The organism is Micromonospora sp. BRA006-A (genome assembly GCF_033433935.1).
GTDB classification, from domain to species: domain Bacteria; phylum Actinomycetota; class Actinomycetes; order Mycobacteriales; family Micromonosporaceae; genus Micromonospora; species Micromonospora aurantiaca.
Genome location: NZ_JANCLW010000001.1, coordinates 5,452,323 through 5,473,527 on the forward strand (window position 1 = coordinate 5,452,323; position 21,205 = coordinate 5,473,527).

The 21,205-nt window shown below is 73.5% G+C and carries 26 protein-coding genes; 12 read left to right on the forward strand and 14 right to left on the reverse strand.

Annotated features, from left to right (window positions below; genetic code table 11):
* The first annotated feature begins 20 nt into the window (after window positions 1–20).
* The 4 genes from NMK34_RS24795 (at window position 21) to NMK34_RS24810 (ending at window position 3,877) form a co-directional block, all read left to right on the forward strand.
* The gene (locus tag NMK34_RS24795) at window positions 21–1,196 is read left to right on the forward strand and encodes an ATP-binding protein (protein ID WP_318335417.1); all 1,176 of its coding nucleotides are present in this window, start codon (window positions 21–23) and stop codon (window positions 1,194–1,196) included.
* Window positions 1,186–2,382, forward strand: a complete 1,197-nt coding sequence (locus NMK34_RS24800; protein WP_318335418.1) for a hypothetical protein — start codon at window positions 1,186–1,188, stop codon at window positions 2,380–2,382. The genes NMK34_RS24795 and NMK34_RS24800 overlap by 11 nt, the downstream gene beginning before the upstream one ends.
* The gene (locus NMK34_RS24805) at window positions 2,352–3,068 is read left to right on the forward strand and encodes a response regulator transcription factor (RefSeq protein WP_318335419.1); all 717 of its coding nucleotides are present in this window, start codon (window positions 2,352–2,354) and stop codon (window positions 3,066–3,068) included. Before NMK34_RS24800 ends, NMK34_RS24805 begins: the two co-directional genes overlap by 31 nt.
* Window positions 3,069–3,142: 74 nt before the next feature.
* Window positions 3,143–3,877, forward strand: coding sequence for a hypothetical protein (locus NMK34_RS24810; protein ID WP_318335420.1), 735 nt, complete (start codon window positions 3,143–3,145; stop codon window positions 3,875–3,877).
* A 34-nt stretch (window positions 3,878–3,911) separates the two neighbouring features.
* Here the strand turns inward: NMK34_RS24810 and NMK34_RS24815 are convergent, their stop codons facing one another.
* The gene (locus tag NMK34_RS24815) at window positions 3,912–4,664 is read right to left on the reverse strand and encodes a lysophospholipid acyltransferase family protein (RefSeq protein ID WP_318335421.1); all 753 of its coding nucleotides are present in this window, start codon (window positions 4,662–4,664) and stop codon (window positions 3,912–3,914) included.
* A 118-nt stretch (window positions 4,665–4,782) separates the two neighbouring features.
* On the opposite strand from NMK34_RS24815, the gene NMK34_RS24820 reads away from it, so the two are divergent.
* Window positions 4,783–5,172 carry a VOC family protein gene (locus tag NMK34_RS24820; RefSeq protein WP_194800686.1) on the forward strand — a complete coding sequence of 130 codons (390 nt, stop codon included), beginning with the start codon at window positions 4,783–4,785 and terminating at the stop codon, window positions 5,170–5,172.
* A gap of 6 nt (window positions 5,173–5,178) precedes the next feature.
* Here NMK34_RS24820 and NMK34_RS24825 read toward each other — a convergent pair whose 3' ends face one another.
* The 7 genes from NMK34_RS24825 to NMK34_RS24855 form a co-directional block, all read right to left on the reverse strand.
* The gene (locus NMK34_RS24825; RefSeq protein WP_318335422.1) at window positions 5,179–7,242 is read right to left on the reverse strand and encodes a glycogen debranching N-terminal domain-containing protein; all 2,064 of its coding nucleotides are present in this window, start codon (window positions 7,240–7,242) and stop codon (window positions 5,179–5,181) included.
* Window positions 7,242–7,613 (reverse strand): SCP2 sterol-binding domain-containing protein, encoded by a 372-nt coding sequence (locus tag NMK34_RS24830; protein WP_030502239.1) that lies wholly within the window; start codon window positions 7,611–7,613, stop codon window positions 7,242–7,244. The genes NMK34_RS24825 and NMK34_RS24830 overlap by 1 nt, the downstream gene beginning before the upstream one ends.
* Window positions 7,614–7,775: 162 nt before the next feature.
* Window positions 7,776–8,192 (reverse strand): CBS domain-containing protein, encoded by a 417-nt coding sequence (locus NMK34_RS24835; protein WP_318335423.1) that lies wholly within the window; start codon window positions 8,190–8,192, stop codon window positions 7,776–7,778.
* A 65-nt stretch (window positions 8,193–8,257) separates the two neighbouring features.
* Window positions 8,258–8,935 (reverse strand): TMEM175 family protein, encoded by a 678-nt coding sequence (locus tag NMK34_RS24840; protein ID WP_030502241.1) that lies wholly within the window; start codon window positions 8,933–8,935, stop codon window positions 8,258–8,260.
* Between the two features lie 101 nt (window positions 8,936–9,036).
* Window positions 9,037–10,059, reverse strand: coding sequence for an aspartate-semialdehyde dehydrogenase (locus NMK34_RS24845; RefSeq protein ID WP_013475427.1), 1,023 nt, complete (start codon window positions 10,057–10,059; stop codon window positions 9,037–9,039).
* A 97-nt stretch (window positions 10,060–10,156) separates the two neighbouring features.
* The gene (locus NMK34_RS24850) at window positions 10,157–11,500 is read right to left on the reverse strand and encodes a pitrilysin family protein (protein WP_318335424.1); all 1,344 of its coding nucleotides are present in this window, start codon (window positions 11,498–11,500) and stop codon (window positions 10,157–10,159) included.
* Complete coding sequence (locus NMK34_RS24855) at window positions 11,500–12,789, reverse strand: pitrilysin family protein (protein ID WP_318335425.1); 1,290 nt, start codon at window positions 12,787–12,789, stop codon at window positions 11,500–11,502. The genes NMK34_RS24850 and NMK34_RS24855 overlap by 1 nt, the downstream gene beginning before the upstream one ends.
* An 85-nt stretch (window positions 12,790–12,874) precedes the next feature.
* Here NMK34_RS24855 and NMK34_RS24860 point away from each other — a divergent pair, with 85 nt between their 5' ends.
* On the forward strand, window positions 12,875–13,588 hold the full coding sequence (locus NMK34_RS24860; RefSeq protein ID WP_318335426.1) for a phosphodiesterase: 714 nt from the start codon (window positions 12,875–12,877) through the stop codon (window positions 13,586–13,588).
* Here the strand turns inward: NMK34_RS24860 and NMK34_RS24865 are convergent.
* Window positions 13,563–13,784 (reverse strand): hypothetical protein, encoded by a 222-nt coding sequence (locus tag NMK34_RS24865; protein ID WP_091423325.1) that lies wholly within the window; start codon window positions 13,782–13,784, stop codon window positions 13,563–13,565. The genes NMK34_RS24860 and NMK34_RS24865 overlap by 26 nt on opposite strands.
* A gap of 253 nt (window positions 13,785–14,037) precedes the next feature.
* Here NMK34_RS24865 and NMK34_RS24870 point away from each other — a divergent pair, with 253 nt between their 5' ends.
* Genes NMK34_RS24870 through NMK34_RS24880 form a run of 3 tightly spaced genes read left to right on the forward strand, consistent with a single transcriptional unit; the run spans window position 14,038 to window position 15,644 of the window.
* Window positions 14,038–15,135 (forward strand): 3-deoxy-7-phosphoheptulonate synthase, encoded by a 1,098-nt coding sequence (locus NMK34_RS24870; protein ID WP_135241713.1) that lies wholly within the window; start codon window positions 14,038–14,040, stop codon window positions 15,133–15,135.
* 40 nt (window positions 15,136–15,175) lie between these two features.
* A complete protein-coding gene (locus tag NMK34_RS24875) occupies window positions 15,176–15,409 on the forward strand; it encodes a hypothetical protein (RefSeq protein ID WP_018786980.1) in 234 nt (77 codons plus the stop codon).
* A gap of 25 nt (window positions 15,410–15,434) precedes the next feature.
* Complete coding sequence (locus tag NMK34_RS24880) at window positions 15,435–15,644, forward strand: hypothetical protein (protein ID WP_318335427.1); 210 nt, start codon at window positions 15,435–15,437, stop codon at window positions 15,642–15,644.
* 60 nt (window positions 15,645–15,704) lie between these two features.
* Here the strand turns inward: NMK34_RS24880 and NMK34_RS24885 are convergent, their stop codons facing one another.
* Genes NMK34_RS24885 through NMK34_RS24895 form a run of 3 tightly spaced genes read right to left on the reverse strand, consistent with a single transcriptional unit; the run spans window position 15,705 to window position 16,889 of the window.
* Window positions 15,705–16,244: a DUF1360 domain-containing protein gene (locus NMK34_RS24885; RefSeq protein ID WP_013288145.1), complete on the reverse strand. Its 540-nt coding sequence runs from the start codon at window positions 16,242–16,244 to the stop codon at window positions 15,705–15,707.
* 34 nt (window positions 16,245–16,278) lie between these two features.
* Window positions 16,279–16,596, reverse strand: a complete 318-nt coding sequence (locus NMK34_RS24890; RefSeq protein ID WP_135241714.1) for a hypothetical protein — start codon at window positions 16,594–16,596, stop codon at window positions 16,279–16,281.
* On the reverse strand, window positions 16,596–16,889 hold the full coding sequence (locus NMK34_RS24895) for a DUF6158 family protein (protein WP_135241715.1): 294 nt from the start codon (window positions 16,887–16,889) through the stop codon (window positions 16,596–16,598). The genes NMK34_RS24890 and NMK34_RS24895 overlap by 1 nt, the downstream gene beginning before the upstream one ends.
* 124 nt (window positions 16,890–17,013) lie before the next feature.
* Between NMK34_RS24895 and NMK34_RS24900 the strand changes: the two genes are divergently transcribed.
* On the forward strand, window positions 17,014–17,442 hold the full coding sequence (locus tag NMK34_RS24900; RefSeq protein ID WP_318335428.1) for a hypothetical protein: 429 nt from the start codon (window positions 17,014–17,016) through the stop codon (window positions 17,440–17,442).
* Window positions 17,443–17,467: 25 nt separating this feature from the next.
* A complete protein-coding gene (locus NMK34_RS24905; RefSeq protein WP_318335429.1) occupies window positions 17,468–17,797 on the forward strand; it encodes a DUF3817 domain-containing protein in 330 nt (109 codons plus the stop codon).
* A gap of 7 nt (window positions 17,798–17,804) precedes the next feature.
* Here NMK34_RS24905 and NMK34_RS24910 read toward each other — a convergent pair whose 3' ends face one another.
* Window positions 17,805–18,323 (reverse strand): DUF6232 family protein, encoded by a 519-nt coding sequence (locus tag NMK34_RS24910; RefSeq protein ID WP_318335430.1) that lies wholly within the window; start codon window positions 18,321–18,323, stop codon window positions 17,805–17,807.
* Between the two features lie 415 nt (window positions 18,324–18,738).
* On the opposite strand from NMK34_RS24910, the gene NMK34_RS24915 reads away from it, so the two are divergent.
* The gene (locus tag NMK34_RS24915; RefSeq protein WP_318335431.1) at window positions 18,739–19,704 is read left to right on the forward strand and encodes an NlpC/P60 family protein; all 966 of its coding nucleotides are present in this window, start codon (window positions 18,739–18,741) and stop codon (window positions 19,702–19,704) included.
* A gap of 72 nt (window positions 19,705–19,776) precedes the next feature.
* Here NMK34_RS24915 and NMK34_RS24920 read toward each other — a convergent pair whose 3' ends face one another.
* Window positions 19,777–20,766 carry an RNA polymerase sigma factor RpoD/SigA gene (locus NMK34_RS24920; RefSeq protein WP_194800735.1) on the reverse strand — a complete coding sequence of 330 codons (990 nt, stop codon included), beginning with the start codon at window positions 20,764–20,766 and terminating at the stop codon, window positions 19,777–19,779.
* Window positions 20,767–21,205: the final 439 nt, after the last annotated feature.

A 21,205-nucleotide genomic window follows, 5' to 3' on the forward strand; every position in this document is an offset into this window, starting at 1 on the left:
ACCGGAAGGACATCTCCCCGATGCCGGTCGCTGCCGCCATACCCCTGCCACGGCCCCCGCTGGCCCGCCCGGCGGGTGACGCGTTCAGCCTGATCTTCACCACCCTGCCCGCACTGCTGCGGCTCACCTGCGGTCTGGTCGGCGCGATCGTCGCGCTGTCGGTGCGTACGCCGCCGGTGCGGGTGGCGCTGCTGATCCCCGCGGTCGCGGTGCTCACCACCTGGTCGGTCTGGTACGCGTGGCGCGCGCTGCGGCACGGCATCGGCGGCGCGCTCGTCGCCGGTGACGTGGCGCTGACCACCGCCGCCGCGCTCGCCGTACCGTGGCTCGTCGCGCCGGAGGTGCTACCGGGCGAGGCGAGCTGGATCGCGGTGCTGGCCAGCTCGACGGTCATCAACGCGCAGGCCACCGCCCCGGCCCGCTGGTCGGTGCCGGCCGGCCTGCTGGTCACCGCCGCGTACGTCACCGGCACCACGCTGGCCGGCAACCCGGTCGAGGCGCGGGCGCACGCCGGGACGCTGCTGGTGCAGACCGGCAGCGCGGCGGTGATGACGGCGGTGATGCGCCGCCGGATCGCCCGCGCCGACGCCGCGTTCGCCGACTACCAGCGGTTGTCCCACGAGGCGGTGGTGGCACGCGCCGCCCGCGAGGACGAACGGCGGCAGAACCGCGACCTGCACGACACCGTGCTGGGCACGCTCACCATGGTCGGCCTCGGTGCCGTACCCGACTCGGCGACGTTGCGCGAGCGGTGCGCGGACGACCTGCGTACCCTCACCGCCCTGGCGGGTGCGCGGACCGCGACCGCGGCCGGTGAGGCCGACCTGGACGAACGGCTGCGCCAGGTGCTCGCCGCGACGCCCGGGCCGGCGGTGACCGCGACGCTCGCACCGTGCCGGCTGCCGGCGGAGGTCGCCACGGCGCTCGCCGACAGCGCCGCCGCCGCGCTGGCGAACGTGGCGCGGCACGCGCCGGGCGCGACCGCGTCGCTGCGCCTGGCCCGCGAGGGTGGCACCGTCGTGGTCGAGGTGGTCGACGACGGTCCCGGTTTCGACCCGTCCACGGTCCCGGCGCACCGGTACGGGCTGCGCGAGTCGATCCACGGCCGGATGAGCACTGTTGGCGGTCGGGCGGTGGTGACCTCCGCCCCTGGCGCCGGTACCCGGATTCGGCTGGAGTGGTCCGATGGCGAGTGAGTCGGGTACGGCGGTGACGGCCGGACACGCGCTGCGCCCGCTGCCCCGGCCGCGGGTGGCGACGCGCTCCGGAGCGGCCACCGCCCCGCCGGAGGCGCACGCGGTGGCCGACGCGTCGGACCAGGGCGCGCGGGTCGCCGTGATCGTCATCGCGGCCGCCTGGCACCTGGGGGTCGCGTTGCCGGCCGTGTTGCGGGCCGGGCAGGGGATGGCGGATCCCGCCGTGGTGGCGGCGGGCTGGCTGGTGACCGCGCTGGTCGGGGCCGGGACCGGGGTACGGCTGCTGCGCCGCGGGCTGCCGCCGGCCGGGCCGCTGGCAGTGGCGCTGCTGGCGGTGGACGCGGCGGTGGTCGCCGGGGCCGGCGAGCGGTTCCTGTTCAGCACCGCCAACTGGGTGTGGGGCGGCCTGGCCTGGTTCTTCCTGCTGGTGCTCTGGCGGCGGCCGGTGCGCTGGCTGCTGCTCATGCTCGCCGCGCACGGCACGATCGCGCTGGCGGCGGTGGTGCTGTACGGCGCGACCGCACCGGCCGACCTGAGCCGCGCCGCCATGTACGTCTACGGCACCTCCACCCTGCCGGTGGCGGTCTTCGTCGGCGCGGCGGCGCTCACCGCACAGGCCCGGGACCGGGCGGCCACCGCGGCGGCGACGCTCGCCGTGGCCGCGGAGCAGGAGGCGGCCGAGCGGGCCCGCACCGAGCGGCAGGCGCGGCTGGCGCTGGTCAGCGGCACCGCCGAGGAGGTGCTGGCCGGGCTGGCGGCGGGCGACGCCGACCCGGCCGACCCGGCGGTACGGCGGCGCGCGGTGCTGGCCGCGGCCCGGCTGCGCCGGCTGATCGCCGAGTCGGACGACGTGCCGGACGCGCTGCTGCACGAACTGCGCGCGGCGGCCGACCTGGCCGAGCGCAACGGGCTGCCGATCGACCTGGTGTCGGTCGGTACGCCTCCGGAGCTGCCGGTGGGGATCCGGCGCGGGCTGGCCGACCCGCTCACGGCCGCGCTCGCCGGGGCCGAGGGCTGGGCTCGGCTCACCGTGGTGGCGGGCCCGGACGAGGTGGTGGTCAGCCTGGTGACGCCGGATCACGACGGCCCGGAGGAGCCGGCGACCGGCGGGGACGGGCCGGTGGAACACCTGCACGAGCGGGACGGGGAGATCAGATGGACGCAGACCCGCTGGCGGCGGACGTGAACGCCGGCACCCCGATCGGGGTGGCGATCGTGGACGACCATCCGGTGGTGATCGACGGGGTGCGTGCCTGGCTCGCCGGCGAACCGCGGTTGCGGGTGCTGGCCACCGGCGACGACCCGGACGAGGTGCTGCGGGCCGCGCCGGACGCCGAGGTGGTGCTGCTCGACCTGCGCCTGCACGGCCGGATGGTGCTGGACAAGCTGGCCGAGCTGAGCACGACCGGGCGCCGGGTGGTGGTCTACTCCGAGCACAGCGACCCGCAGACCATGCTCGCCGCCCTGGACGCGGGCGCGGTCGCGTTCCTGGCCAAGCACGAGGGACGCGAGCACTGCGTGGCCACGGTGCTGGCGGCGGCGAGCGACCGGCCGTACGTGCCGCCGGCGCTGGCCGGAGCGATGGTCGGTGACGCCCGTCCGGATCGTCCGTCCCTGTCGGACAAGGAGCGCGAGGCGCTGCTGCTGTGGTTCCAGTCGATGTCGAAGGCGTCGGTGGCGCGCCGGATGCAGATCAGCGAGCACACGGTGAAGCAGTACGTCGACCGTGCGCGGATCAAGTACACCCGAGCGGGCCGTCCGGCCGCCACGAAGGCGGCGCTGCTCGCCCGGGCGATCGAGGACGGACTCGTCCGACCGGAAGATATCGGCATCTACCGGTCGCAGGCGTCGGCCGACCGGCCGACCCCCTAACAGGTGTCATGACAGTCACCCCAGGAATCGGGCAGGCTCACCGGTACCGCCAACCGTCACCGGGAGGTCGTACCGTGCCGGAGGACGCCACACCTTTCTTCGTCGGGCCGCATCGGTTCGACGCCGACGGCGACCCCACCCGTCCCGTGCTCGACCGGCGCTACGAGCTGGTGCCCGAGCCGGGCGAGCGCCTGCTCGGTCAGCACTGCCTGCGCGTCGCCGGTCACCTGCTCGGCCCGACCGAGGACGTCCGCTGCTGGTCGCTGCCGGCACCGGCGACGATCACCGTGACCGAGCGCCGCCTGGCGTACGTCTGCACCGGCTCGGACCTGTCGGTGGTCTCCGGGCGGGACGGCCGGGCGGCCGCCCGGCACCGGCGTCCGGTCCGGTCGTCCCGCCTGGTCAGTGGGCAGATCCGCTGGCAGTGGCCGTCCCGGCTGGAACTGGCCGAGGTGGGCGACGGCACCGCCGAGCTGCGCATCGTCTGCGACGCGCTGCGCACCATCCGGCAGCCGGCGCTGGCACTGACCGGCCCGGTCGGTCAGGTGGCCGCGCTGGCCCGGCAGGTACGCCGCGCCGTGGCCGGTTTCCGGCTGGCGAACGCCGAACTGGTGGACCTGTCCCCGCCGGAGCGGGACGTGCTCGCCGTCCGGGTGGCCGCCTCCCCCGGCCCGACGCTGGGCACCGTGACGCTGCCGGGCTCGCTGCCGGTGGAGTTCCTGTCCCGCGACGACTACTACCGTCCGGCGGAGGCCGAGGCGTCGCCGTGGGGATGGTCCGGCTTCCCCCAGCCCGGCTCCGCCTGCTGACGCTCCCCCGTCGCGGGCGGGCGGCCGGGCGCGGTCAGGAGGCGCTGCGGGTGCGGCGCTCGGACCGGTCCAGCTCGACCGCCTCCTCCGGGGTCGGCGCGCTGCCGCCCAGGTGGGCCGGCTGCCACCAGGTGTCGTCCGGGCCGGACGGCTTGTCCGGGTACTCCCGCTGGGCCCGGTCGACCAGCGCCGACAGGCGGGTACGCAGGTCGGCGGTCATGACCGTGGCGTCCGGGTAGGCGGCCGGGTCCATCGGCTCGCCGACGATGATGGTGATCGGCGTGTGCCGGCGGGTCAGCGTGCGCGGGCGACCCTTGGTCCACAGCCGCTGGGTGCCCCAGAGCGCGACCGGCAGCAGCGGCACGCCCGCCTCCTGCGACATCCGGGCCGCGCCGTTCTTCAGATCCTTCACCATGAAGGAACGGCTGATCGTCGCCTCCGGGAAGACGCCGACCACCTCGCCCCGGCGCAACGCGCCGACGGCCGTGGCGTACGAGCCGGCGCCGGCGGCCCGGTTCACCGGGATGTGCTTCATGCCGCGCATCAGCGGACCGGAGACGCGGTGCCGGAAGACGCTGTCCTTGGCCATGAACCGGACCAGCCGCTTGGCCGGGTGCGCGCCGTAGCCACAGAAGATGAAGTCCAGGTAGCTCACGTGGTTGGACGCGAGCACCGCGCCGCCGCTGTGCGGCACGTGCTCGCTGCCGGACACGTCCAGGCGCAGGTCGAGCAGCCGGAACATCGTCTTCGCGGCGGTGATCACAGGTGGGTACACGAGTTCCGACATGGCGAAACTTTACCCCGAGTAGGTTACGCGACCGTAGGGCCGATCTGCCCTCGGCAGACAGGCAGCCGCGTTCCTGGACAGCGTCCTGCCCGCAGGCGCGGGCGACTAGGTTCGAGGCATGCCCGACCTCGCCGCGATCGTCATCCACTGCCGCGACCCCTACCTGCTCGCCCCGTTCTGGAGTGCGGTCACCGGGCTGCCGGTGGTCGAGGCGGACCGGGTGAAGCTCGCCGAGGGCACGCTCGCGCCGACGGAGGCGGTGCTGCTGCGCGACCCGCACGGGCGGCGCCCGGACCTGTGGATCAGCCCGGCCGAGACGCTGCCGGAGCCCGGCCGCATCCACCTGGACCTGGTCGGCGACGCCGAGGAGCGGGCCGCGGTGCTGGAGGCCGGCGCGACGGTCGTGCGTGAGCTGCCGCGCTGGACCGTGCTGGCCGACCCGGAGGGCAACGAGTTCTGCCTGCTCCCGCCGAACGAGGCGCACGACGCGTCGCCGCCCGGGCACTGACCGGGCTCAGTCGGCCAGTTCCTCGAGGTTGAGCCGCCCCCTGGCGAACGCGTCCACCCGGCCCCAGCGACCAGGGATGTCCAGCACCTCGATCCGTCCCATGCCCACCGGCAGCCGCGGGTCGACAGCCAGATGCTGCTCGTGCGGCTCCAGCCCGAGCATGGTGCGCAGCAGCAGCAGCGGCGCACCGGTGGACCAGGCCTGCGGGCTGCACGCGGTCGGGTACTCCACCGGGAACTTGGTCAGCTCGCGCTGGTAGCCGCCGAACGCCTCCGGCAGCCGGCCGTCGAAGTAGGTGGCCGCGTCGAGGATGCCGTTGGCGACCGTGGCGGCCTCCTCGGCGAAGCCGTACCGGCGCAGACCCCAGGCGACGAACGAGTTGTCGAACGGCCAGATCGTGCCGTTGTGGTAGCCGATCGGGTTGTAGCGGACCTCGCCCTCGGCCAGCGTCCGCACCCCCCAGCCGGACCAGAGCCGGGGACCGACCAGATGCTCGGCGACCTTCGGCGCCCGCTCGTCGTCCACGATCCCGCTCCACAGCAGGTGGCCCATGTTGGAGCTGAGCACGTCGCACTGACGCCCGTCCGGGTCCAGCGCGAGCGCGTAGAAGCCGCGGTCGGCGACCCACCAGTCGTTGTTGAAGCGCCGCTTCAGCTCCGCCGCCTCGCGTTCCAGCTGATCGGCGTACGCGGGGTCGTCCCAGAACAGCCGGGCCATCCGGGCGGCCCGCATCTTCGCGTCGTACGCGTACCCCTGCACCTCGCAGGTGGCGCGGGGGAACGGCGGCAGCGTCCCGTCGGCGTACGAGATGGAGTCCCACGAGTCCTTCCAGCACTGGTTCTCCAGGCCGGTGTCGGTGTTGCGCCGCTCGTACCAGATGTAGCCGTTGCCGAGCAGGTCGGCGTAGTCGTCGATCCATTTCAGCGCCGCCCGGCACTCCCGTTCCAGTTCCTTGACCAGCGCGCCGTCGCCGCTCCACCGCTCGTACTCGTCGAGCAGCACCACGAACAGCGGCGTCGCGTCCACCGAGCCGTAGTACGGCGAGTGCGGCTGCTCCTCGAACGCGGCGGTCTCGCCGTACCGCATCTCGTGCAGGATCCGGCCCGGATCCTCGTCCCGGAAGTCGTCGAACCGGGTGCCCTGGAGCGCACCGAGGATCCGCAGCGTGGTCTTGGACATCTCCGGCGCGAACGGCAGCACCTGGAGGCAGGTGAGGATGCTGTCCCGGCCGAAGATGGTCATGAACCAGGGCAGGCCGGCCGCCGGCAGCGTCTGCCCGCCCAGCGACAGCGGCGAGAAGCGCAGCGCCGCGAGGTCGACGAGGCTCCGCCGGTACGTCGCGGCGAGTTCCTCGTGCTCGCTGTTCAGCTTCGGGGCCCGGCTGATCCACTCCTCCAGGTCGTGCTGGAGCGCGAGCCGCTCGGTGCCGTGCGCGCGCAGTCCCATCCGCAGGTTCCGGCCGCCGGGGCCGATCGCGAACGTCTGCACATCGATGACGGCGTCCCACTGCTCGTTGGGTTCCAGCCGGATGCTCCAGGCGAAGCCGCGCTGGTCGTAGCGGGCCGGCTGGTTGGCGGAGACGAGCGTCTCGCGCCGGAAGTTGCCGCGCCGGTAGCCCAGGCGCAGCCGGTCCGACTCGGCCTCGGCGTAGTGTTCGCCCTTCTTGTTCAGGATCTCGTCCTTGACCTGGAACAGGTCGGCGAAGTCGGACCCGGCGTCCATCCGGATCTCCAGGTCGACCGGCTTCTCGTCGTGGTTGAGGATGGTCAGCGTCTCGCGGAAGCTGCCGCCGACGGCCCGCTCCCGGATGATCGACAGCTTCGCGTCGACGTAGTGCGTGGCCATGCCGGGCACCAGGAAGAACCGGGCCTCGTAGTACTGGAGGTCGTCGTAGGACAGCGCGTTGAGGCGCTCGCCGTTGACGGTGAGCACCCACTTCGACAGGTAGCGCGTGTCGAGCGAGAACAGGCCGGTCGGCTCGCTCGGGGTGGCCTCGATGTCGCCGGTGTCCTCGCTGACCACGAACGTGTTGCCGTCCAGGATCCGGACGGTGTTGCCGCTGCCGGGCATCAGGCACCCCTCCCGCCGAACGTGTGGTGTGGTCCCCGGGAGTCCGGCGGGCCGGGGAAGACCCGCTCGACCTGCAACACGAGCCGCAGGTCGCCGACGACAGTCATGTCGCCGCGCAGCAGCGCCGCGATGGCGTTCTCCTCACCGCCGACCAGCTCGGCGAACAGGCGCGGCTCGGTGCCCACCACCGTGTCCGCCTCGCCGTCCTCCTGCCGGACCCGCAGGTTGCCGTGATCGATCTCCAGCAGCCAGTGCGTGGTGTGCGGACCCTCGTGCAGGTCGAACCGGAGCGTTCCGGATGTCTTGACCAGCAGCGGCTCGAACCCCCGCCGGTCCAGGTCCTCGAAGAATCTCGTGGTCATGTCCACCATCCGGGCGACTCCTCCCGCGATCCGCGGTCTCCCTGTCCGAGGCTCCGTGTCCCCACCCGTTCCGAGGCCAACCTCGCCCGAACCGGGTGAACGCCGCGCCACCGCGCGCACGCGCGACGCCGGCCCCCGAACCGGGAGCCGGCGTCTTCGCGGCGGACAGGTCTAGTTGTTGGGGTCGTCGGCGCTGATGTCCGCGAGCACCGACTGGGGTTCCCGCTCCACCGCCAGGTCACCCATCGAGATCAGGCCGATCAGCCGGCCGTCGTCGACCACCGGGAGGCGGCGGACCGCGTACGTGCGCATCAGGTCGGCGGCGGCCACCGCGTCGTCGTACTGGCTCACCGTCACCACGTCCTTGCTGGTGATCTGGTTGAGCCGGGTGGTGGTGGGGTCCATGTTCTCGGCCACGCCCCGTACCGTGATGTCCCGGTCCGTCACGATGCCGACCACGTTGTCGCCGTCGGTCACCACCACGTCGCCGATGGCACTGTCGCGCATCTCCTGCGCCGCGGCGATGAGCGTGTCGTTGCCGTCCATCGTCACCAACCGGGTCGTCATGAACTCTCCGACCGTTGTCATGGTGCTTCCCCTCTCGGTGTCGGCACGGCCGTCTACCCGCCGCCGCAGGCGGGGTAACGCCCGCGTCACCGCCGGGGGCGCAGGCGCCGGCGCAGGTCGTAGGAGCCGTTGCTGGACAGCCCGTAGAAGATCGGCAACAGCAGGAGCACCACGAGCGCCGCCGGCACGCTCAGCAGCACGCCCACCAGACCGGCGATCGCGTACGCGAGCACGCCGAGCAGCGCCCGGACGCGTTCGGCCTCGAAGAACCGGGCGGTGACGTGCGGTTCCAGCAGCTCCCGGTGCCGGCTCAGGTAGTGGTAGAGCCAGAGCCAGGTCATCGACAGGATCACGCCGACCAGCGCGTACGCGGACACCGCGACCCGCTCGTCGGCGACGTCGCCCTCCTCGACGGCGCGGGAGACGAGCCCGGTGACGAACGGCAGCAGCGCCACGCTGAACAGCACGCCGAGGTTCGCCCAGTGCAGTCCCCGGTCGGCGCAGCGGACCCGGTGGAACGTCCCCTTGTGGTTCAGCCAGTTGACCGCCACGTACAGGTACGACGTGACGTAGGCGAGGTAGACCGGCCACTGGTCGCGCAGCGCGCGCAGCATCCCGCCCGGCGCCGTCTCGGGCACCCGCAGGTCGAGCACCAGCAGCGTGATGACGATGGCGAAGACCGCGTCGCTGAACCCGATCGCCCGGACCGTGTCCGAGCGCATCCCGTCGGTCGCGGCGTCCCCGGTGTCCCCTCCGGCCGTCATCGGCACCCCCGCCCTGCCGGCGCGGGGCGGCCGGCGACCCGGCGGGCATACCCGCTGTGCGGGCGTCCGTGCCGGGTGGCAGGGCACGGACGCCCGGCGGGTCAGCGCTCGGCGGCGACCAGCTCGGCGAGCTGCACGGCGTTGAGCGCCGCGCCCTTGCGCAGGTTGTCGTTGGCGCAGAACAGCGCGAGCCCGTGCTCGACGGTCTCGTCGGCGCGGATCCGGCCGACGTACGTCGGGTCCTGGCCGGCCGCCTCCAGCGGCGTCGGCACGTCGCGCAGCGCCACGCCGGGCGCGCCGTCGAGCAGCTCGCGGGCCCGGGCCGGGTCGATCGGCCGGGCGAACCGGGCGTTGATCTGCAACGAGTGGCCGGTGAAGACCGGCACCCGCACGCACGTGCCGGAGACCTTCAGGCCGGGGATCTCCAGGATCTTGCGGCTCTCGTTGCGCAGCTTCTGCTCCTCGTCGGTCTCGTCGGAGCCGTCGTCGACGATCGAGCCGGCGAGCGGGAGCACGTTGAAGGCGATCGGGCGGGCGAACGAGCGCGGCGCCGGGAACTCCACCGCCGCGCCGTCGAAGGCGAGCCCGGCGGCGTCCTCGGCCACCTTGCGGACCTGCTCGTCCAGTTCCGCCACACCGGCCAGGCCGGCGCCGGAGACCGCCTGGTAGGTGGCGACGACGAGGCTGACCAGTCCGGCCTCGTCGTGCAGCGGGCGCAGCACCGGCATGGCGGCCATCGTGGTGCAGTTCGGGTTGGCCACGATGCCCTTCGGGCGGTCCGCGATCGCGTGCGGGTTGACCTCGGCCACCACCAGCGGCACCTGCGGGTCCATCCGGAACGCCGAGGAGTTGTCGATCACCACGGCGCCGGCCTCGGCGACCCGGGGAGCCAGCTCCTTCGCGGTCCCCTTGCCCGCCGAGAAGAGCACGATGTCCAGGCCGCGGTAGTCCGCGGTGGCCGCGTCCTCCACGGTGACCTCGCCGTCGCGCCAGGGCAGCGTGCGCCCGGCCGACCGGGCCGAGGCGAACAGGCGCACCTGCTCCGCCGGGAACTCGCGCTCCGCCAGCACCTGCCGCATGACGCCACCGACCTGACCGGTGGCTCCCACAATGCCGATCCTCATGCCCGCGAGGCTACCCAGCCGGGCGGTGCGGGTGGGAAACGTTTCCCACCGCGCGGATGCGGGGCGACGGGAATCACAGGCCCGCCGCCCCGCCCGGTCACGTGTGGTCGACCACCTCGCCGAGACCGCTGGCGACCAGCTCGTCCCGGATGACCGCCGCGTCCCCCTCGATCACCATCGTCAGCGACTCCGGGTGCAGATAGGTGGCGGCCGCCGCGGAGACGTCCTCGACCGTCGCCGCGAGCAGTTGCTCCCGCAGCCGCGCGTGGTAGTCGTCCGGCAGGTCGTGCACGACCAGCGTGGTCAGGGCCGCGGCGATGGCCCGCGGGCTCTGCAACTCGACCGAGAGCTGCCCGGCCCGCCAGGAACGCGCCACCTCCAGCTCGTCCTCGGTGACGCCGGTGAGCCGGGTACGCGAGATCTCGCCCACCGACTCGACGAGCGCCGGCGCGGTCACCGCCGTCTGGACGCCGGAGCTGACCGCGAACCGGCCGAACCGCCGGGACGAGGCGAAGTCGCCCCGGATCCCGTACGTGTAGCCGCGCACCTCGCGGATCAGGTGGTTGAGCCGGGACGTGAACGCGCCGCCGAGCACGGTGCCGGCGAGCGTCATCGGCACGTGGTCGGGGTGGGCGCGGTGCGGGGACGGATGGCCGAGCCGCAGCGTGGACTGCACCGAGCCGGGCCGGTCGACCAGGATGACCCGGCGCTGCCCGGCCAGCGGCACGTCGATCGGGCCGCCGCGTTCCACCGGGCCGCCGCCGGCGCCGGCGAACGCCGTCGCGGCGAGCGCGTCCAGGTCGATCCGCTCCAGGTCGCCGGCGACGACGAGCGTGCCGGGGCGGATGAACCACTCCGAGTGGAAGACGGTGACGTCGTCCACCTCCAGCGCGGCCACGCTGTCCGGGTCGCCGTAGAGCGGGCGGCCCCACCGGTGCTGCGCGCCGAACAGCTCGGCCCGCAGCACCGCGTCGGCACGCGGGCCGGGGTTGGCCCAATCCATCCGCAGCGCGGTGGCCTCGTCGTCGCGTACGCGCAGCACGTCGGCCGGGTCGAGCCGGGGCGTACGGACCGCCTCGGCCAGCAGCTCCACGGCGGCGGTCAGCCGGTCCACCGGCACCTGCACGCTCACCTGGAACGAGTCCCAGTCGAGCCCGGTCGCCAGCTCGGTGCCGAGCGCCTCGATGGCCAGCGCGTACGCGGTGGCGTCCCGCTGCGCGGTGCCCTCCTCCAGCGCCTTGGCCAGCACCGCGCCGAGGCCCTCCTTGCCGACCGGCTCCCGGCCCGCGCCGCCGTCGAGCAGCAGCAACGCGACGGCGAGGTTCTGCCCGGGCAGGTGCGCGGCGACCACCTGACCGCCGGCCACCGTCCGCCGGACCACCTGCGGGAACCGGTAGGCGCGGGCGGCGCCGGGGCCGGGACGGGTGGCGATCAGCGACATCAGTTCTCCTCGGGCAGGTAGGTCAGGATCACCCGGTCGGCGGCGCCGAGCAGCTCGGCGGCCTGCTCGGCGATCTGCTCCGCGGTCACCGCGAGCCAGGCCGGCAGCCGGTCGGCCGCGCGGGCCGGGTCGCCGAACTGGGTGGCGTAGCGGCCGAGCGTGTCCGCCCGACCGTCGACGGTGGACATCTGCCGCCACCACATGGTGCTCAGCAGCGCCTTGGCGCGGTCCAGCTCGGCGGCGGTCACCGGCACGGTGGCCAGCTCGTCGACCACCTCGGCGAGCCCGTCGCGCAGCCGCTCGGCGCTCACCCCGGGACGGGCCGTGGCGGTGGCGATCAGCGGGGCGGGCGCGTGCGCGAGGTCCACCCCGTACGCGCCGACCAGGTCCGGCTGGGCGATCCGCTCACCGTCGGCGAGCCGCTGGTAGAGGCGGCTGCCCCGGCCGCTGCCGAGGACCGTGGCCAGCACCGTCGTCACGTCGTACCCCGGGGTGCCGAACGGGTGGGTGCGGTGCGCGACGTAGACGCGGGGGGCGGGCACGTCGGCGGTGACCGTCTCCACCGCCGGAGCGCCGGTGGCGGGCACCGTGCGGCCGTCCGGCGCGGCCGGGATGTCGGCCCGCGCGGCCAGGCCGCCGAAGTACTTGTCGGCGAGCCCGAACACCTCCGCCGCCGTGGTGTCGCCGACCACTGTGAGGACCGCGTTGTTCGGCGCGTAGTAGGTGCTGTGGAACTCCTGGAAGGTGGCCAGGTCGGCGGCGTTCAGGTCGGCCATCGACCCGATCGTCGCGTGGTGGTACGGGTGGCCCGGCGGGTAGAGCAGCGGCAGCAGGCGCAGCCAGGCGTCGCCGTACGGCATGTTCTCGTAGCGCTGGCGGCGCTCGTTCTTCACCACGTCACGCTGGTTGTCCAGCGTCTCCTGGGTCAGCGCCGGCACCAGCCCGCCCATCCGGTCGGCCTCCAGCCAGAGCGCCAGTTCCAGGTGCTCGGCCGGGACCGTCTCGAAGTAGTTGGTCCGGTCCGGGTTGGTGGTCGCGTTGAGCGAGCCGCCCGCGCCCTGGATCAGCTTCATGTGCTCGGTCTTCGCCACGTTCACCGAGCCCTCGAACATGAGGTGCTCGAAGAGGTGGGCGAAGCCGGTCTGTCCCGCCGGTTCGTGGCGTGAGCCCACGTCGTACCAGAGGTTGACCGCCACGGCCGGGGCGGTGCGGTCCTCGCTCACCACCACGCGCAGGCCGTTGTCCAGTCGGGTCGTCTCGATCGGCCAGGGGAAACCGCTGTCGGGCATGAGACGACGCTATCCGATCTCGGCGGCGGAAAGGTGACACGCGCGCCGGAGCATCGTCGGTGCGCGCCGGGGTACCCGTGCGGGCATGGCCGCCATCAGACCCTCCGCCGTCGAGCGCGCCGCCGCCGCGCTGGCCCGGCTCCGGCACGCCCGGCTGCTGCACCCGGCCGGGCGGACGTTCGCCGGCGAGACCCGGATCTGGGGTACGCCGGGACCGCCGACCGGTGTGCCGCTGCTCGACCTGCCGGGCCGGTGGCCGGCCACGATCCGCCTGTCCAAGGGCGTGCCGACGCCGGGTGCCTGGCCGGACGTGCTGGGCGTGGCGGTACGGCTGCACCGCGCTCCGGAGCCGCCGGTGGACCTGCTGTGGAGTTCCAGCGGCGCCGCGCCGGTGCTGCGGAACCTGCCGCTGCCCCGGCGGCGCTTCACCGGGACGTACACGTCGATCATGCCGTTCCGGGCCGGCGGGCGGCGGCTGTTCCTGGCCGTGCTGGCCGACCCGGAGTCACCCGACCTGGGTCGCGGCCTGGCCGGGGCGGGCGCGGCGGTCGCGGCGGACGAGCCCCGGCTGGTGCTGGCGGTGGCCTCGGCGGTGGGCCGGTGGCGGCCGTTCGGCGAGGTACGCCTCGACGACGAGCGCGGCGCCGCCGAGGACGCCGCGCTCGCGTTCGACCCGATCGGCAACGTGCCGCCGGGGTTGCGCCTGGCCGGCCCGCTGGCCCGGCTGCGGGACGACAGTTACCGGGGTTCCCGCCGGGCCCGGGGCGCCGGGCTCAGTCGGGCGGCTCGACGGGGGTGACGGTCTGCTCGGAGGTGCGGTGCTCCAGCACCGTGTCGGGGGCGGCGTTCTGGTCCGCCTCGCGGATGTCGGACTCGGTGAGGATCGCGTCGGCCTGCGCCTGGGCGTCGTCGCTGCCCGCCGCCGCCTCCTCCGGCAGCAGATGCGCTCGGGACTCGATCCGTTCCTGGTCACTCGGGTCGTGGCTCGTGGTCATGCCGATCACTTACCCCGCGTTCCGCACTTCGGAACGAGCGCGGGCTTTCCGCCGCGCGTCGGGTACGCTGGCCGACGTGACGCGGTCGTATCGATGGTTTAGGCAGCCGGCTGGAGGAGCCGGTGACTCGACCATGAGCTGACGTCACCACCTCTTCGAGCCGGCGGGCAGGGATCGATTTCCCTGCCCTTTCGTATGCGAGCAGCCGGCTCGATCCCCCGGACCCGGCACGGGGGCACGGTCGGCGGAAGGAATCCCCACCGTGACCACGTCCCAGGACGCCCATCGGGTCATCGACCAGCGCATCGACCGTGTGGTGCCGCTGACCACCCCGGCCCTGCTGCACCACCACCTGCCGCTCGACACCCCGCTGGCCGAGGCCGTCGTGGCGGGCCGCCGTGCCGTCGGCCGCGTGCTGGACCGCGACGACGACCGGCTGCTCGTCGTCGTCGGCCCCTGCTCCGTGCACGACCCGGCCGCCGCCCTGGAGTACGCGGGCCGGCTGCGCGAGGCCGCCGCCCGGGTCGCCGACGACCTGCTCGTGGTGATGCGTGTCTACTTCGAGAAGCCGCGCTCGACGGTGGGCTGGAAGGGCCTGATCAACGACCCGGCGCTGGACGGCTCCGGCGACGTGAACACCGGTCTGCGTACCGCGCGGGCGCTCCTGCTCGACGTGCTGCGGCTGGGTCTGCCGGTGGGCTGCGAGTTCCTCGACCCGATCACCCCGCAGTACATCGCGGACACGGTGGCCTGGGGCGCGATCGGCGCGCGGACGGTGGAGAGCCAGGTGCACCGGCAGCTCGCCTCCGGGCTGTCCATGCCGATCGGCATGAAGAACCGCCCGGACGGCAGCATCGCCACCGCCGTGGACGCGATCCGGGCGGCCGGGGTGCCGCACGTGTTCCCCGGCATCGACGTCTCCGGCACCCCGGCGATCATGCACACCCGGGGCAACGCGGACGGGCACCTGGTGCTGCGCGGCGGGGGCGGCCGGCCGAACTACGACGCGGAGTCGGTGGCCGGGGCGCTGGAACTGCTGCGGGCCGCGGGCCTGCCGGAGCGGGTGGTGGTGGACGCCAGCCACGCCAACAGCGGCAAGGACCACCGCAACCAGCCGCTCGTCGCCGCCGACGTGGCCGCGCAGCTCGCCGCCGGTCAGCGCGGGATCGCCGGCATCATGCTGGAGAGCTTCCTGGTGCCGGGCCGGCAGGACCTGGACCCGACCCGGGAGCTGGCGTACGGCCAGTCGGTCACCGACGCCTGCATCGGCTGGGACACCACGGCCGAGGTTCTGGAGCACCTGGCCCAGGCCGTCCGGGCCCGCCGGGCCACGCTTCCGGCCCGGGCCTGAGCGGGGTTGGGGCGAGTTTGACCGGTTCGGTGCCGGGTAGGTGGTCGGCGTGACCGATGACGCGCCCGTGACCGAGCAGCCCGACACGCGGCCGCTCGACGACCTGCTCGACGACATCTACCACGGCCAGGAGCGGATCACCCAGGCGGACATCTACCGCCGGGCGGTGGCCGCCGAACTCCCCGCGGAGCTGCTCACCCGGATCGCCGCGCTCCCCCAGGGCGAGTACGCGGCGGACGAGGCGGCCGATCTGCTGGGCGGCACGGTCGCCTGAGCCCCCGCCGACGAGAGGACGCGAGATGACCGACCGCAACCCCGAGCACGAGCACCTGGCGGCGCTCGGCCAGCCCCCGGAGGGCGTCGACACGCTGCCGGAGCCGGACTTCGCCAACGAGCACGACCGCACCGCCGTGGACCGGGACGTCGTCACCGGCGAGGACGAGGACGAGCGGGAGCCGGAGGCGTCGCGCGGCTGGGCCGGCGAGGACCACGGCACCACCCCCACCTGACGGTGGGAGACACGGAAAAGGGGGGCCGGCGTGCGCCGGCCCCCCTTTCGTGTGTTCGTCTCACGCCTCGTGGCGACCGCCCTCGGCCGCCTGCTGGGCGACCGCGTACCCCATCTGGAGGAAGTCGGAGGCGGCCACCGCGGTCAGCGCGGTGGCGACCAGCCGGGTCAGCCGGGGCGCCAGCACCAGGCCGCCGGTGAGCCCGGTGGCGACCCAGACCGCCAGGCAGAACGGGCAGCTCACCAGCTCGCCGAGCGCGTGCCGGGTCGGGCTGCCCTCGTCGCGGACCTGCTCCATCACCTCGCCGCTGCCGATCGGGTGGTCGTAGCGGGTGAACGGCGCCCGCAGCGGACTGGTGATCGCGTCCTTGGACAGCAGCCGGCTGAGCTTGTGCGTGGCGATCGAGAGCAGCACCACGTCCGCCGGCGTGGGCCGCTCGGGCACCGGCCGGCCGGTCGCCCGGACCAGGCCGACGAGCGCGGCCGTCACACCCGCGTACGTGCCCATCGCCTTCAGGTAGCCCTCCAGCGGCCGATGCTCGTGCGGCGCGTACGCCTGGCGCAGGCGCGCCACCTTCTGCTTCAGGCCACTCCCGGTCAACCCGGCCTCCTCGTGCTCGTCGTGCGGGCCGGGCTCAGCCGGCGGTCAGGTTGTCGGCCACCTCGCGGTCGAGGTTGGCCAGGATCTCGTCGGCCAGGTCGTGGTCCGGCCCGGCCAGGTCCAGCCGTACCCGGGCACCGCCCGCGCCGGCCGGCTCCACGTCGATCTCGGCGGACCAGTCCGCGGCGCTCCACCGGGCCCGCATGTCGTCGGCGTCGACGACCTCCACCCGGCAGGTGCCGGAGGTACGCAGCCGCTCGGGCAGCCAGGCCGAGGAGCGGTCCGGATCAGTGGCGGTGTTGAACACCACCTCCGGCGGCGCGGACATGCCGCGCTCGGCGTGGCTGGCCATCAGGCGTCCCGCAGCCGGCTCGGGTCGACCTCCCGGCCGGGGTGCCGGGCCAGGTACTCCGTCTCCAGTTCGGCGGTGCGCCGCAGGTGGTTGGCGAGCGCCGAGTCGGTGGCGTGGCGCAGCGTGTCCAGCCGGGTGCGGTGCAGGCTCTGCATCTCCCGGACGAGGTCCTCGTCGCCCAGTTCCACCGGGTCCACCCCGAGCTGATCGCCGTCGACGGTGCGGGCGTGATCGCCGTCCCACTCCGCGACCCGCTGTTCCGGGCTCGCGTCCCGGCGTACCGATTCGGTCATCGTCGCCCCCTCGTCTCGTTCGGGTTGGCACCTGTTCGGATGCCCAGCGGGCGTGCCACCAAACCACCGCCCGGACTACGACGCCGTGTCGGAGAAGCCCGGCGGCCCCGGTACTCTCGTGGGCATGGAACGGCTCTGGACACCGGCGTGGATCGTCCGCCACGTGGCCATGGTCGTGCTGGTGGCGGGTTGCCTCGGGATGGGCTGGTGGCAGGTCACCCGCGCCGCCGGGGGGAACGCGATCAGCTTCGGTTACGCGATCGAGTGGCCGGTGTTCGCCGGTTTCGTGGTCTTCGTCTGGTGGCGTGAGGTCCGCCAGACGCTGCGCGCGACACCGGGCGACGCGCGGCCGGCGGCCGATCCGGCGCCGTCGGCGGCTGCCGGCACCGCGCCGGTCGCCACCACCCCTGCGGTACGCCGGCCGGTGCGCGTCGTGCGGGTGCCGGCCGCCCCGGCCGACGGGGCGGACGACGCCGAGCTGGCCGCGTACAACAGCTACCTATCCTGGTTGAACGCCAATCCGGGCGCCCGGCCCGGCGACTATCCCGGCTGAGGCCGGCGCGGAAGGACGGACGACGGTGGGCGGAGCCTTTACCCGGTACCGCGTGATCGCCTGGATCGTGGGCGTGGCGCTCGTGGTGCTGGTCCTGATCGGCATGCCGCTGAAGTACGGCTTCGACAACCCGAGCGTGGTGGGCGTGGTCGGCGTGGCGCACGGCTGGCTGTACATGCTCTATCTGGCGCTCACGTTCGACCTGTCGCGCCGGGCGAACTGGCCGCTGAAGCGGATGCTGCTGGTGATGCTCGCCGGCACCGTGCCGTTCGTCTCCTTCTACGCCGAGCGGCGGGTGAGCCACTGGGTGGCCGCCGAGGCCCGGCCGCGGACGCCGGAGCCGGTCGCGGGCTGACCGCCGGTCACCGGGCCGGCCGCCACGGCTCGGCCGCCGGCGGGTCGGCCCAGCCGCCCAGCCGTGCCGCCTCCCGGGCCCGCCCCAGCGCGCGGGCGACCTGGCCGAACTGCCGCTCGTCGTCGCTGCTGAACAGCAGCACCTCGGTGCCCCGGACCCGGCCCCACAGCTCGTGCGCCGGGGGCCGCACGCGGTCGCCGACCAGCACGAGCAGCATCGGCACCAGCCCGACGGCACCGAGCAGGAGGTACGCCCCGGCGGTGAGCCGGTGCAGGCCGCCGGTGAAGCCGAGCAGCAGGCCGACCGCGGCGATCATCGCGCCGGACACGGCGACGGCCCGGATCGCGAGCCGGTCGTGCGGCCCCCGGTCGATCCGAAGCTGGGTGATCTCGGCCACCGGCCAGGTGTTGCGGCCGACGGTGAAGCGCTCGGCGGTGACGACGATGCCGGGCCGGGCGTAGAGCAGCCTGGGTCCGGCCGGTCGCGGCGAGCGGGGCGGCTGGGTGGCGGAGCGGTCGGTCTGCACGGCGGCCTCCCGGGAGCAGGGATCCCGTGGTGGGATTTCCCGTCCGGGCTTCATTGTGTTTGCCTCGCGCCACCTGACCTCGGGGTTTCGGCTGTCGCAGGGGTCACCGGCCCGGCCGCACCCGCCGGAAACAGAGAACGATTTCCGTCTTTGTCATGACTTTGCCTGGCGTGGCCTGGCGACATCCGCCCAGAACGACGAATCGGGCGAGTCGCCTCATCCACCCACCGGCTCCCCCTCATCACCTTCCGCCACTTTGCCAACTTTCGCCCCTGCTTGAACTCCCGGCTACTGCGATCACGGGTTAGGTTGTCCAGGTCGGCCCGGTCGACAGCCGTCCACCCGGACGGCCCCGGGCCGGTGTCGCCGGGTCGCGAACGCGCCCGGCGACCGGTGGGAGAGGAGCTTTCCGCTCTTGTCGTCCTTACGGATGCTGCTCCGCTCGCTGGCGGTGGCCGGCCTCTCGGCCGCGTTGCTCGCCCCGGCGCAGGTGGCCCGGGCCGAACCGACCCCCGCCGAGCTGACGAAGCAGATCGAGAAGTCCTCGACTGAGCTGGAGCGAATCGTCGAGTCCTACAACAAGCTCAACGAGGACATCAAGGCCAACAAGGCCACCGCGGCCACGTTGGAGGCCCGGATCGGGCCGCTGCAGGAACAGGCCGAACGCAGCCGCGCCGACGTGGGCGTGCTGGCCGCGACGGCGTACAAGACCGGTGGCATGCGCACCGCGGCGGCCCTGCTGGACCCGGGCGGCCAGGCCACCCTGCCGGAGCGGCTGGGCACGCTCGACCAGCTCACCCGCCAGCGGCAGCGCACCATCAACAGCTTCACCGCCGACCAGAAGCGGCTGATCGACCAGAAGACCGCGCTGGACGTCACGCTCGCCCGGGAGGCGGCGCAGGCCAAGCAGCTCAAGTCCGCGAAGACGCGGATCGAGGCGGACCTGTCCGACCTCTACGAGATGCGGCGCAAGGCGTACGGGCGGGCCACCGAGGCACCCGGCAACCCCAGCTCGGCGGGCAAGCCGCCGGCCGTCTCCGGCGACGCCGGCACGGCGGTGCGGTACGCCTACGGCGCGGTCGGCAAGCCCTACGGCTACGCCCAGGACGGCCCCGGCAGCTACGACTGCTCCGGTCTGACGCTCGCCGCCTGGCGGGCGGCCGGGAAGTCGCTGCCGCACAGCGCGGCGCAGCAGTGGGGGGCCACCACGCGGATCAGCCGCAGCCAGCTGAAACCGGGTGACCTGGTGTTCTACTCCGGGCTCGGGCACGTGGCGCTCTACGTCGGCAACGGCCAGATCATCGACGCGCCCAGCGCCGGACGCAACGTCAGCAAGCGCGGCATGAACATCATGACGATCGCCGGCTACGGCCGGGTCTGAGCACCACGAACACGGCGAACGGCCGGCGTCCCCCTGTCGGACGCCGGCCGTTCGCCGTTCATTGTTACCAGGTCAGGCCGCCTGGAGCCCCTCCGCGCGAGCCAGCTCACGCAGCCGGCCGAGAGCCTGGATCTCCAGCTGGCGGATGCGCTCGCGGGAGAGCGAGAACCGCGACGCGACCTCGGTCAGCGAGTGCTCGCGCCCGTCCTCCAGGCCGTACCGGGCCCGCATGATGCCTGCGGAACGGTCGTCGAGGTGGTTGAGCAGGCCCTCGATCCGCTGCCGCTCCAGGCCGGTGAGCACGATCTCCTCCGGCGACGGCGCGTCGCTGTCGGCGACCAGGTCACCGAGGTTGGTGTCGCCGTCGTCGCCCACCGGGGTGTCCAGCGAGACGGTGTCCTGCGACCAGCGGACCAGCTCGTTCACTCGCTCGACGGTGACGCCGAGCGCGGTCGCGATCTGCTCCGGCTCCGGGTCGCTGCCCAGCTCACGGGTGAGCTGCCGGGCCACGTTGCGCATCCGGTTGACGTCCTCGACCAGGTGCACGGGCAGCCGTACGGTCCGCTCCTGCTGGGCGATCGCCCGGCTGATGGCCTGACGGATCCACCAGGTCGCATAGGTGGAGAACTTGAATCCGCGCTCGTAGTCGAACTTCTCGACCGCCCGGACCAGGCCGGTGTTGCCCTCCTGGATCAGGTCCAGCATGGGCATCCCGGAGCGCACGTAGCGCCGGGCGATCGACACGACCAGTCGCAGGTTCGCGCGGATGAACAGGTCCTTCGCGCGCTCACCCTCGACGACCAGCCGCTCCAGGTCCTCCCGGTCGGCGCCCTCGGGGATCCGGTCCTCGTCGAGCAGGTGCTCGGCGTAGAGGCCGGCCTCGATCGCCTTGGAGAGGTCGACCTCCCGGGCGGCGTCGAGCAGCGGCGTCCGGGAGATCTCGTGCAGGTAGACGCCGACCAGGTCCCGCTCCTCGGCGACCTCGTCGGTACGCATGCCGATGTTCTTGTCCACGATTGCCACGGTCCCCTCGCTCGCGCCGGTTGCCCGGTTCCTTGCCATCCCCACGTTCATCAGCCCTCCCCGTAACCTCCGCTGTGCCCGTAGGTGCTGACACCTACACAACAGATGTGACGCGTCGGGGATTCCATGTCGTGAGTCGAAACTGTCACGAATGCCTGAGTAGTAGCTGAGAGCCCGGTCCATGTTTCCTGTTACCGGCCCGGTTCGGGCGGCTCGCGGGCGCCGTTTTCGGCACACACCGGAGCTGCGAAATCGCCGGTCGCCCATGGAATGGCACCATTGCCTGTTCCATGAACACAGCGAGCCGCGTCACCGAGTCGTTGCGATCCTGGTCACTGCGAGATACGCGCCTGCGGACCGGTCGGTTCAGCCATGCTCAAGGATTACCCTCCGCCTCGTTGAACAATCCGTGCGGGAGGAGTCGTCCCCCTCCCGCACGTGATACGCGTCGCACCCGCCGGGCGGATGCGCCGCGCGG